The following is a 12,565-nucleotide window of genomic DNA, read 5'->3' on the forward strand; positions in this document are numbered from 1 at the left end:
GTAGTAAAGAATTAAGCCCTTTACAAGCGCAACCCCCAGGGTTGCGCTTGTAAAGGGCTTATAGTCAGTATTATGAAATTTTGAAATGTTTTTTACAACCCCACTTACAACCTGGTTGTATTTTTAATCAATTTACCCAATTGCTTTAATATAGCTTAAGTCGGCTTGTGCGTATTCAATGGCAGTTCCCCAATCGTCAAGTAAACATATTGCTTTTTCTATGTGGGGGATAACCGACTTTTGACGACGATTCGTCTCAACCTTGTAGTGTCTAAAATCGTTATATAAACTATCCGCACTTACACCATATTTAACAGCTTCCTCTTCACGGATCATCTTTCGAGACTTTCCGCCCTCAAAGTAGCCTATCTTATCTAAGTACACCAACATTAGAGCGATTGCGGGCACTGTTAACTTTTCATCTGAATTAGAAAAGGAAGGCTTTATATCATTAGTAGGCGTATTGGAATGGTTTAGATTTATTTTGGCTACTAACCACTTAATGAACTCCCCTAAAGCATAAGCCTTTTCAATGGACTTTTGGTCGTCGCTTACGCTATCAATAAAGGTTATCCAAGTTCCAATTTTTAAAGGTTCTTCAGGTGCTGGCTTAGGCTTTACTATCTTTTCAAGCTGAATAACTATTGATCTTTGACTGGCGATCTTGATTAATTTATCAGTAAAGAAATCGATGGATTCAGTTTGGTAGGCGGGCCAATCCGCATAGGTCTCTAATTGAGTGATAGCGTTTTTAAGCGATTCCTGAAGCATTGATGTATAAGTCTTTTCAGGCTCAATCAGTCTTACCTCCTCTACTTGAAATTCTCTTTTTAGGCCATTTAACTCCTTGTGTATTCGATCAGTTAATGGTCCTCCAATGGCTAGGCGTTGATTTTCAAGCGTAAAGGGTACTTCTTCGTCTAAAAATTTCCCTAGTGATTCCACCATATTTTTGCCAATGGCTGAAGGATCATTAACAGATTCGGATTTCATATTTAATATTTTTAAATTCTCATAATGCCTATTGGGCTTTTGTTCGTTGCAACTGTTTAAAATAAGAGTTGGCTTTTTCAACTGGCAATCGTAAACGGTGTTCCCTGTAATTGTTTCTGCCAGTGTAAGGCCATCACTTTAGCGTGTTGCTCTCGGTCAAGTTTAATGTATTGCATAAAGGCTTTTTCAGTCCGGTGCCCGGTTATCTGCATAATAGTTAGTGCTGGTATACCTAGCAGGTACATATTTGTCGCAAATGACCTACGCGCAGTGTGTGTGCTAACCATCTGCCATTTTTCGAACGCTTTTGTTATACGTTTACCCCCCTTAGTCTGTGCTTTGCTCTCTATGCTGTTTATTCCTGCTAACTGACATACCTCCTTTAGATAGTCATTCATTTTCTGGTTGGAAATACTGCGTGGTAAGGCGCCATTATATTTTTTCAGCATGACCTTTACTATCTCATGGCAGGGTATAACCACTTTGTCAGCAGTTTTCTGTTGCTCAATACGTATAAGTCCGTCTTTGATGTATTCTGGTCGTAGATTAGTTAAATCAGAGAAACGAAGGCCAGTGTAACAACCGACTAAAAACAGGTCTCTGACTCGCTCTAACCGCTCAATTTTAGAAAGGTCTAATTCTTGTAAGCGTTCTAATTCCAGTTCGCTTAGATAAACGTTGTCAGCGTCCTCTTTAACCACCTTAAACTTTCGGCTTCTATAATCTTGCTTTACATTAATACCCCTTGCCGATGCATCGTTAAGAAACACTTTTAAGGTTTGTAAATATTTGCCCACGTTGTTAGTTGCAAAGCCTTTTGTTGAGGTTAGATGGGATGTGAAGGCATCATAAAAATCTAAATCAATTGTATCGAAGTCAATCTTACGTCGATAAGTGATTGCAAACTCCCTCAGGACTTTCAGTACGGTTTGATATTTTTGAATAGTTCGGCGTTCTAGGTGTTTACCCGTTTCAATGTTCACCCGGTTAGGCGCAGATTCAATAAAGTCAGCTATAAATGTAAATAAGGCAGGTTCAGTTGGCTCGATTGGTGCTACTTCAACAATGGGATTCAGGTAAGAATCTATTTGAGCCTTTACAGTCTCTTTAGTCAAACTGCGGGTAGAACGTAAGTCTATAATGATACTGTCAATACTTTTTTGTGTATTATCTAAATATGTGTTGATTTTGTCTTTATCTGTGGCATCGAGTACATTTTTTACTCGTTGCTTGCTTTCGTTCCAATGAGCAGGAACGACTTTGAAGCCAGTGCCAATATTAATGCGCTGGTTCTCGAACCTAACAACGCAGTTTATAGGTGTAGATGTCTTTGCATTAGGGTCTCTTAATAAGTAGTTGACGTGTGAATCTGATTTCCGGGCCATATACAGAGTTAATTAATTCCGTACACCAAATGTACGGCTGTGTACGGTTATGTGTACGGAATAGCTTAATTTATTTTAATTCACCCTTATCTCAATTTACTTGTAAAAAGATGAAAATCCCCATTTAAAGTTAAATAGGGCCATTTTTAGTCGTTTTTGACACTATGGTTAAAAGTTAAAATTAAGTAGGGGATAGTCCAGCTCCCGCTACTAAGCTAAAAGTCAATCACTTGTTCATCAAGAGGTTGACTTTTTTCGTTTTTAAATAGGGTCGGATTCGGGGATGAACTTGATTATTCTGCCAATGAGCACAGGGAATAATGAATTGGTAGTGGCTTAACTGCGTTGGTCGGCGAAAAAAGCGGATTTATATGTAGGCTGATTATCGTATCATGGACCGTGACTTTTTTGAGAAGCAAATGGTTCGGCAAGCCAGTCTTTTTAGCGTGTTCGAAGAGCAAGATGTTTTTGGCTCAGAGTTAGGCGGATGGGTCCGGCGAAAAAAATGATAAATAATCTAACTCTATTTCGAGGAGCACAATAAAATTAGTTAAGCATCGTTTTAGGTCTATTAGATAACTTTGAAAGCCCTGTCGGTCCAACCGATGGGGCTTTTTCATGTCTCCCCAACCCTTATCTTTATGGCTATGGAAGATGCTTCAACTCCATTACCCACCCCGCCCGATTCGCTAGCCACTCAGAGACAACAGGTGGAGGCAGCCTCTGATTTCCTGTCCATCTGTGATCGGTTATCCACGGGCTATGATAGTGGTTATTATTGGGAAGATGTGCAACGCGCACTTCGGATTGCCGCTGGCCTGGAGAAGTGGCCCGAGTAAATCCGACTCTTGCAGACATGATATTGTAGATAATTGACTGGTCAACGACTCCAAAATCCCCAGTTACTCCATAAAACAGGCCGTATAAAAGATAATAGGTCCATTAGGTCGGAAATGCCTCGTTCCAGCAACTACACCATTAGGTTAGTTGGTTATTTTTGTATTATTGTGTGAAATAAAAGTAGTATTTGTTGATAGAGTGCTACCTATGATCTAGAGTAAATTTTAGGTTAACTCAACGTAATCTTTATGAATCACATCTTTACATTCCTACATAGTAGGGAGTATTGTTGTTACGCTCTATTATTCCTGAGCCTTATTAGTTTTAATACCCCGTTGCTGGCCAACAAACGGGATATTAACAACGGATTAGCCGCTGACCGATCTGTTACAGGTATAGTAGTCGATGCTAAGAACCAGGCACTGCCCGGTGTGAACATAGTAATAAAAGGCAATTCAAAGGGCACTACAACCGATGCCAATGGCCGCTTTCAACTGAGTATTCCCGACCAGGGAACCATTCTTCAATTTTCGTATATAGGCTACGTTACGCAGGAAGTTACAATCGGCAATCAAACCGACGTAAACGTAACGTTACTTGAGGATACCAAAACACTCGATGAAGTAGTTTTCGTTGGCTATGGAACACAAAAGAAAGCCGACTTGACTGGTGCTGTTTCGACGGTTACGTCGAAAGATATTGGCCGATTGCCGGTGGGTGGTATTGATCAGGCGTTGCAGGGAAAAGCCGCCGGGGTGCGGGTAACGCAGTCCTCGGGTCAGCCGGGAGAAGCGGTGTCGATTCGTATCCGGGGCGTTGGGACGATCAATGATAATAGTCCGCTTTTTGTCATCGACGGCGTACCGACCAAAGATCCGGGCAGTCTGCTGAATCCGAACGATGTCGAAAGTATGTCGGTATTAAAAGACGCATCGTCAGCCGCGATCTACGGAGCCCGGTCGGCAAACGGTGTCGTTGTTGTGACGACCAAGCGTGGCAAATCCGGGGCTCCGCGAATTTCCTTTAACAGCTATACAGGGGTTCAGCAACATGGGCGATTGATTCCAATGGCCAACACCGCCGACTATGTGAGGCTATATAACGAAGCGGCAAACACCGACAACGCGGCCATCGGCGATCCTACCCTGTTTCGAAAACTCATCACGGCGGACCCAAATTCACTACCGAATACCGACTGGCAGCGCGCTATTTTTCGCACCGCTCCCATTCAGAATTACCAGTTGTCAATCAGTGGGGGCACCGATCGGTCGCACTACCTGATTTCGGGAAACTACTTCGATCAGCAGGGTATTATCCTGAACTCAGGCTACAAACGCTACGCACTACGGACGAGTTTAGATACGGATATTAAGGGTAAACTGAAGATTGGGACGAATATAAACATGACTTATTCGAACCGCAGCATTGTGGGTAGCTCAGGCGACGGCTATGGGGGTAATGGGGGGAGTATTGTTCGATATGCACTGTTTCATACGCCTGCCGTTTCTGTTTACGACTCGACAGGAAATTTCACTGATTTACCCGCACGCCCTGACCTATACGGCGATGGGTATAACCCGGTTGGGCTGGCCAGTAAGCAGGATAATAAGCAGAATCAATATCGAGTCTTTGGAAACCTGTTTGCCGAGTGGCAGATTACGAAAGAGCTGCGTTTTCGTTCAGATGGGGGCCTGGATATCAGTGTTGTCAATCAGAAAATTTACAACGAAAACTGGGGGACAAATGGACGCATCAACAGTCCTGCTACGCTGAGCGATCACATAAGCACCAGCACGAATCTGAACTGGAATAATACGCTGAACTACACCCATACCTTTGGCCTGAAACACGACCTGTCAGCCCTGTTGGGGATGGAAGCCATTCAAAATATTGGTCGCGATCTGACCGGCTCCGACCGGAATTTTATTGACCAGGACCCCAACCTGCGCTATCTCGGTCGGGGTAACGATCCGCTGGGCCGTTCAGCTTCGGAAGGCGATCAGCGCTGGAAACTGCTTTCGCAATTTTTCAGACTCAACTACGCCTATCAGAATAAATATCTGGTAACGGTCAACGTTCGGCGGGATGGCTCCTCGCGCTTTTCGCCCCAGAATCGTTACGCTACGTTCCTTTCGGGCTCCGTTGGCTGGAACATTGATCAGGAAGCCTTTTTTCAGCCACTCACTAATGTCGTGTCGGCGTTGAAAGTGCGGGCCAGTATTGGGCAGTTGGGGAATCAGGACATTGGCAATTATCCCTACGCGTCCATTGTCGGGAGTGGCTACAACTACCCGCTGGGAAGTCCGCAGCAGACCAATAACGGCTACGCGATCACAAGTCGGGGCAATTCGACTGTGAAATGGGAAGCCTCGACCCAAACAGATGTTGGTATTGATGCCGGGTTCTTTCAGAATAAATTACAATTGAATATCGACTATTTCATCAAGACGACCTCGGATATGCTGGTGCCGATTCCAGTGCCGCGTTCGGGTGGTACGTCGGGGGTGCCGTATGTTAATGCAGGTCGCGTCGAAAACAAAGGGCTCGAAATCGATCTGACGTATCGGAACCGGGTTGGAGCGGTGAGTTTCGACATAACAGCCAATGGATCGTTTATACGCAATAAAGTAACCTCGCTCAGCGATGGTCGACCCATTCCGGGTGGCCGAATTGACAATGGCATATTCGGTACGTTAACGGAGCCGGGTTACCCGATTGGCTCCTTTTATCTGCTAAAGCAAACAGGCATTTTTCAGACCAAAGAGGAACTGTTCACCAGTGCCTTTCAGGGAAATAACATTCAGCCGGGCGACGTAAAGTTCGCCGATATGAATGGGGATGGAATTATTGATCAGAATGACCGGTCGCACGTGGGTAGCCCGATTCCAACGCTGCTATACGGCTTTACGGCTAATGTGCAATGGAAAGGGTTCGATCTGTCGGCGTTTTTTCAGGGCGTATCGGGCAATAAAATTTACTATCAGGTGGCTACCGATATTGAAGGCTTTTATCGGGCATTCAATGTCACTCAGCGTGTGGTCGATCAGCATTGGACCGGCGAAGGTACCAGCAGTACCCAGCCGCGTGTGTCGTGGCGGGGAGCTGCCAATAATAAGCAGCCATCAACGCGCTTTCTGGAAGATGGGGCCTATACACGGCTGAAAAACCTGCAGGTCGGTTATACGTTGCCTGCCAAGATCAGTCAGAAAATCGGCTCATCTATGGTGCGTATCTACGTAGCGGGGCAAAACCTGCTGACGTTCACAAAGTATCCGGGCCTTGATCCTGAGCAGCAAACGAGCGATAACGTCAATAACGAACAGTTTCGGGGCGACGTAGCGGTTGGCATCGACTGGGGAACCTACCCGAGTGCGAAGACGTACACCGTGGGATTAAATGTTAGTTTTTGAACGTAACGTTATGAAGAGAATTTATCCATTCCTGCTTAGTGCTGGCCTGCTGGCACTAACACTGGACGGCTGTAAAAATTATCTGGACGAACAATTGCTCGGTAATTATTCTGACGGTGCCTTTTACAAGACACAGGCGCAGGCAATTCTGGCAATCAATGCGGCTTACACACCCCTGACATTTTCGAGTGATCGCAATCGGTTATGGGTCTTTGGCGACGTAGCGTCTGATGATGCGGCTAAAGGTGGTGATCCTGGCGATCAGGCAGATATCGGTTTAATCGACGATTTTCAGATTTATCCCAGCAACGGGCCCGTTGAGTCGCAGTGGGGCGAAATGTACGAAGGCATTTATCGGTGCAACCAGATTCTGGCACGGGTTCCCGCCATCAACATGAGTGCAACTGTGCAGAATCGTATTTTGGGTGAAGCCCGATTTCTGCGGGCGCTGTATTATTTCTATTTAGTGAATATTTATGGCCCAATACCCCTTTTGCTGGAGCCAAAAAACGCCGACCAACTCCAGATTACCCAATCGCCGGTAGCCACGATTTATGAACAGGCTATTGAGCCGGATTTGCAGGAAGCCATCAAAAATCTACCTGCTGCCTATACCGGAGCGGATGTAGGCCGGGCAACCAGGGGCGCTGCTACCGCCCTATTAGCGAAAGCGTATCTGTACGAGAAAAAATGGCAGCTGGCGGCTACGACTGCCGCTCAGGTGCAAGCCATTGGGAATTACTCGCTGTTGCCCGTGTTCTCGCAGAATTTCGATCAGACTCATAAGAACAGTGTCGAAACTGTTTTCGCCGTCCAGCATTTAACAGGTCAGGTGCCCTTTACCGGCAATCGGCTGAATCAATGGTTTGCGCCCCGTCCAAACGAAAACGGCTATTTTTTCAATGCGCCAACAGCCGGTTTCGTCAATGAGTTTGAGAAAACGAGTGCGGGCGTTGTTGATCCCCGGCTCGATTATACGGTTGGCCGTGCGGGAAAAAATTGGGTGAATGGCCAACCGTTTGATCCGGCCTGGTCGCCAACGGGTTATCTGACTAAAAAACACGAGCAGCCGTTGGCCGAAATTCCGCCTAGCACGAAAGGCGATGGCAATTTGAACTACGTAGCGATTCGCTTCGCAGACGTTTTGTTGTGGCAGGCCGAAGCGCTCAATGAGTTAGGGCGCCCGGCTGAAGCGCTGCCACTGCTCAATCAGGTCAGGAAGCGGGCGCGGGAAAGCTACCTCAATGACCCAACCTTGAGTACTTCCGTATCAGGAACGCCGGGTTCTGGAACAGCCGTGGCAACTATTCCGGCAGGTTTGCTGCCCGACGTAACAAACACGAGCCAATCGAGCCTTCGCGATGCGATCTACCACGAACGGCGGGTTGAGCTTGGTCAGGAGTTTCACCGGTTCTTCGATCTGATGCGCTGGGGCAAAGACTATGCTCAAAATGCACTACGTGACAAGACATCATTCACCTACGATGTCAACCGCTATTTCCCGATTCCTCAGAGTGAACGGGATACCAACAAAGCTTTAAATTTTTGAATGGATAATGTACAATGGAGAGTGAAAATCTACTGATAGTCAAAAAGTTGTACATTATTCATTATCAATTAATTAAACCTTTTTACCAATTACTTTAACTCACAAACCAATGAAAAACAATTCATTTTCTGTTCGCTCGTTACTGAGCGTAATTATGGCTTTTATGCTACTGTTGGTCTTATTTGACGCTTGTAAAAAAACGGATGACCCCGTTGTTGTAGTTGTAGATAAGACAAAGCTCAAAGCCCGCTTAGACAGCGCCAATGCAGGGTATGCGCTAGCTGTTGAAGGAACACAAGTTGGTCAATTTGAAGCCGGTTCCAAAGCCGTATTCAAGACGGCTATCGACGCGGCTACAACGGTAAATAACAGCACAAGTGCCTCGCAGTCAGATGTTAATAATGCGTATACAAACCTGGGGCAGGCCGGACTTCTCTTTCTAAGCAAGCAGGTTCAGCAAATTGCGCCCCAGAATCTGGTGCTTTACCTGAAGATGGATGGTGACACGAAAGATGCGTCGGGTAAAGGATTGGATGGATCACTAAAAGCCGGTGGTGCGCAATGGGGAGCGGGTACGCCGACGTTGACAAAAGATCGATATGGCGTTGATAATAAAGCCTATCACTTCTTCAAGGGCGGTAATATCGAAGTGCCTTACAACACGGTTATAAATCCAGCTAAAGAAATTACGGTTAGCGTGTGGGCACGTATGGATTCCAATTCGGTCGCGGGCAATAATTACATATTGGGCCTGAATCGCTGGAATGGCTATAAATTAAACATTCAGCAGGCCAATTATGCCTTCTTTACACTCAAGACGACGACCGGCATCATTGACCATGACAACGCCGATCCAAAATTGGACCTGAATAAATGGTATCATATTACGGTGACCTATAAAGCAGGTAACATGAACTTCTACCTCAATGGGACATTAACGAAAAACTGGCCTAATTTAACGGGTGATCCAGTGGCGGTGAAGAGCACGATTAATTTAGCGATTGGCCAGGATTTGCCAACGAGTCTGTATCAGAATAACGAGGCAAATGATGCAGATGGAAATAACTTCAATGGCCCCTGGGGTGGGTACTTCCGTGGCGACTTAGATGAAGTTCGCATCTACAATGTTGCGCTGAGCGACACGCAGGTAAAATCTCTCTATACTGCTGAGAAGCCGTAATGATTTCTTTGCATGATTAAAACCTCCCCGGCTCCCTTTAGGGGGCGGGGGAGGTTTTAAATGACTTCTTTGGTTCCTTCCAATGCCCAAACTATCCATTCTGCTTTGTTTACTCGGGCTGACTGCCTGCAACCACGAACAGGCGACAAACCGTTCGCTTACGTTCTGGTGCTCCAACAATGCAGGAGAAATTGCGTTTGCAAAAAACTTCACGGATCAATGGCAGAAGCAGCGTCCTGATAAGCCGTTACATTACCAGCCTATTCCAGAAGGACAGTCGAGTGAAGAGATCATTCTGGCATCGGTGGTGGGCAAAACTACCCCCGATATTTACGCCAATATGTGGCAGGGTAGTGTGGAGATGTACGCCAAAGCGAATGTTTTAATCCCGTTAGACACACTAACCGGTTTTCGGGAGTTCATCATGGCTCGCTGTGATAGTGCCGTCATTCGGGAAATAACATCGTCGGATGGGCATATTTATCAGGTGCCCTGGAAAGTGAACCCGATTATGCTGGTCTCGAATACCCTCGCTATGAATGACCTGAATAACGCACAGCCGCCCTATACCTATACAAAGTACCTCAATGCCGGGCGTCAGTTTACTCAGGATAAGAATGGCGATGGCTATGTTGATCAATGGCTGGGTTATACGGAAGTGAAAGCTATCTGGTATGAACGGCTCTTCAATTTCTATCCGCTTTATCTGGCAGCTTCTAACGGCGCTCCACTTATTGTCAACAATCGGGGACGTCCATCCCGGGCCGCCTTCAATAACCAATACGCTGTGGAGGTATTTCGGTTTTTACAGACGTTGTACAAAGACGGTTATTTCGCGAAAGAGAGGCTTTCGGCCACCCGTGACCCGTTTTTGGCAAAGCGTATTGCCTCGCAGTTTACCGGTCCCTGGACGGTCGGTTTCCTGGAGAAATTTAAAGATCCTGGTTTCGAGTATGGCACGTATGCCATGCCTGTTCCAGACAATCATCGGGGGCCTGCCTATACGTATGGTGATCCCAAAAACATTGTTATTTTCAACACCTGCCGTGATCCGCAGGCCGCCTGGGAATTTGTAAAAACACTCGTCGACAAGCCCGGCGATTTGCAACTAATGGAATTAACGGGTCAGTTTCCACGTCGGAAAAACGTCGATACGGACCCGTATTTTGCCTCCTTCCTAACAAAAAATCCCCGTCTGCTTCCCTTTGCCAAACAGGCCCGCTATATCAAAGGCGTGGATAACTCGGAGGTAATTGTGGAAGTCTTTGATATTATCTCGCAGGAATACGAAGCCTGCGTAATTTTCAATAAAAAAACACCCGAAGCCGCCATTGCCGACGCAGCTAAAGCGGTGGATGTATTATTAATGAGTGAAAGAGTGAAAGAGTGAAAGTGCGCAAAAAGACCAGATGGTTTTCGCACTTTCACTCCGCTCCGGCGGCCCGGTTTCGCACTTTCACTCTTTACATTCTATGAAAAAGTGGACGCCCTATCTTCTTGTTTCGCCTTACATCCTGCATTTCGCGGTGTTTGTGGCATTCCCTGTCGTATTCTCAGTAGTGCTGACGTTTCATAGCTGGAACATCATTTCACCCATGCAGTACATTGGGCTGGCCAACTACGAACACCTTTTCAAAGACCGGTTGTTCTGGCAGGCGGTCTGGAATACGGTACGTTTCCTGCTGGTACATATTCCGTTGCAAATTTTTGTAGCACTGATATTGGCCGAGTTGCTGAACCGAACAGTACGTGGTGCATCGTTTTTTCGGGCGGCTTTTTTCCTGCCGGTAATCGTGTCGGGTGTGGTCGTTACGATTTTGTGGCAGCAACTATTAAGCTACAATTCGGGAATTTTGAATCGATTGCTGACGGCCATGAGTGTGCCCCGTGTCGCCTGGCTCGACGATCCGGCGGTGGCGATGTATTCCATTGCTGTGATGGCGACCTGGAAAAACGTTGGGCTGTACGTTATTCTGTTTCTGGTTGGATTGCAATCTGTGCCGATGCAGTATTACGAAGCTGCCGATCTCGAAGGAGCTACCAACTGGCAGAAGTTTCGGTTCATAACGTTGCCGATGATCAACCCAACAATTTTTACCGTCGTCGTCCTCTCGACAATCAGTGGATTTTCGCTCTTTGTCGAGCCATACATCATGACACAGGGCGGGCCGATGAACACGACACTCTCGGCAGTGATGTACATTTACCGGCAAGCGTTTCAATTTTATCACATGGGCTATTCCGCTACACTAGGCTTCTGCTTTGCGCTGATCATTCTGTTTGTCGTCGTCATTCAACGGCGATATGTTGAGCAGGAAGTGTAACGTGGACGGTCGGCTCTACAACCGTCAACGCTACTAAAAAAACATAAAATGGCTCAAACAGCTCTAAAATACGTTCTCCTTATCCTCGCGGCTGTGTCGTTCATCTATCCGTTTATCTGGATGGTAAGCGCGTCCCTGTCGTCGGAGAGTGGGCTGTCGAGCCTGACGTTGTTGCCGGTGGGTTTTACCTGGAGTAATTACGTAACGGTGTTCACTAAAATCCCGCTCGACAGGGCATTTCTGAATAGCTCTTTTGTTGCCATATTAACAACAGGACTGGTTCTGATATCGGGGGCAATGGTCGGTTATGCACTGGCGAAGCTTGATTTTGTCGGGCGTGACTGGATTTTTTACCTCATCATTTTCACGATGACGCTACCGTTTCAGATAACGCTGATTCCGAACTACATCACAATGGTGCGGTTAGGCTGGGTTGATACGTATCTGGCGTTGATAGTCCCCTTTGCACTAAGTTCTTTGTCGATCCTGCTATTCCGGCAGGCATTCCAGAGCTTACCACAGGCCTTGATCGACGCAGCCCGATTGGACGGAGCAAACGAGATGCGGATAATTTTTCAGATACTGATACCAAATATTCTGCCAACGGTCCTGACCATTACAATTCTGACATTCATGGGATTATGGAATGAAGCGCTGTGGCCATTGATTGTTATTCGGGATGAGTCAAGAATGACGATGCCGCAACTGGTAACACTGTTTTCCGTTGGTGGTCGGGCCGAAGGACAGCTGGGTGTTAAGATTGCGGCTGCCGTTATGCTGGCTATTCCAATTGTGATTTTGTACCTGTTTTTCCAGAAACACTTCATCCGTAGCATGGCGTCTTCGGGCTTGAAAGATTGATTTTTTACCCTGTCATTGCAACG

At 46.4% G+C, this 12,565-nt stretch carries 9 protein-coding genes; 7 read left to right on the forward strand and 2 right to left on the reverse strand.

The features are described 5' to 3' along the window. Positions 1-132: 132 nt before the first annotated feature. Both CWM47_RS33540 and CWM47_RS33545 read right to left on the reverse strand, forming a co-directional pair. Positions 133-1,074 (reverse strand): hypothetical protein, encoded by a 942-nt coding sequence (locus CWM47_RS33540; protein ID WP_170069475.1) that lies wholly within the window; start codon positions 1,072-1,074, stop codon positions 133-135. Next, the gene (locus CWM47_RS33545) at positions 1,071-2,378 is read right to left on the reverse strand and encodes a site-specific integrase (RefSeq protein WP_100992882.1); all 1,308 of its coding nucleotides are present in this window, start codon (positions 2,376-2,378) and stop codon (positions 1,071-1,073) included. The genes CWM47_RS33540 and CWM47_RS33545 overlap by 4 nt, the downstream gene beginning before the upstream one ends. A 581-nt stretch (positions 2,379-2,959) precedes the next feature. Between CWM47_RS33545 and CWM47_RS33550 the strand changes: the two genes are divergently transcribed. From CWM47_RS33550 to CWM47_RS33580, 7 genes are all read left to right on the forward strand, one after another. Further along, a complete protein-coding gene (locus CWM47_RS33550) occupies positions 2,960-3,217 on the forward strand; it encodes a hypothetical protein (RefSeq protein WP_240625597.1) in 258 nt (85 codons plus the stop codon). Between the two features lie 249 nt (positions 3,218-3,466). Further along, positions 3,467-6,628 (forward strand): SusC/RagA family TonB-linked outer membrane protein, encoded by a 3,162-nt coding sequence (locus CWM47_RS33555; protein WP_100992883.1) that lies wholly within the window; start codon positions 3,467-3,469, stop codon positions 6,626-6,628. Positions 6,629-6,638: 10 nt separating this feature from the next. Next, a complete protein-coding gene (locus tag CWM47_RS33560; RefSeq protein ID WP_100994162.1) occupies positions 6,639-8,177 on the forward strand; it encodes a RagB/SusD family nutrient uptake outer membrane protein in 1,539 nt (512 codons plus the stop codon). A 109-nt stretch (positions 8,178-8,286) separates the two neighbouring features. Further along, positions 8,287-9,357 carry a LamG domain-containing protein gene (locus CWM47_RS33565; RefSeq protein WP_100992884.1) on the forward strand — a complete coding sequence of 357 codons (1,071 nt, stop codon included), beginning with the start codon at positions 8,287-8,289 and terminating at the stop codon, positions 9,355-9,357. A gap of 82 nt (positions 9,358-9,439) precedes the next feature. Then, positions 9,440-10,747 (forward strand): extracellular solute-binding protein, encoded by a 1,308-nt coding sequence (locus tag CWM47_RS33570; RefSeq protein WP_100992885.1) that lies wholly within the window; start codon positions 9,440-9,442, stop codon positions 10,745-10,747. An 82-nt stretch (positions 10,748-10,829) separates the two neighbouring features. After that, positions 10,830-11,681, forward strand: a complete 852-nt coding sequence (locus CWM47_RS33575) for a carbohydrate ABC transporter permease (RefSeq protein WP_100992886.1) — start codon at positions 10,830-10,832, stop codon at positions 11,679-11,681. 48 nt (positions 11,682-11,729) lie between these two features. Continuing rightward, a complete protein-coding gene (locus CWM47_RS33580; RefSeq protein WP_100992887.1) occupies positions 11,730-12,542 on the forward strand; it encodes a carbohydrate ABC transporter permease in 813 nt (270 codons plus the stop codon). Positions 12,543-12,565 lie beyond the last annotated feature (23 nt).

Source organism: Spirosoma pollinicola, from assembly GCF_002831565.1.
Classification (GTDB): Bacteria; Bacteroidota; Bacteroidia; order Cytophagales; family Spirosomataceae; genus Spirosoma; species Spirosoma pollinicola.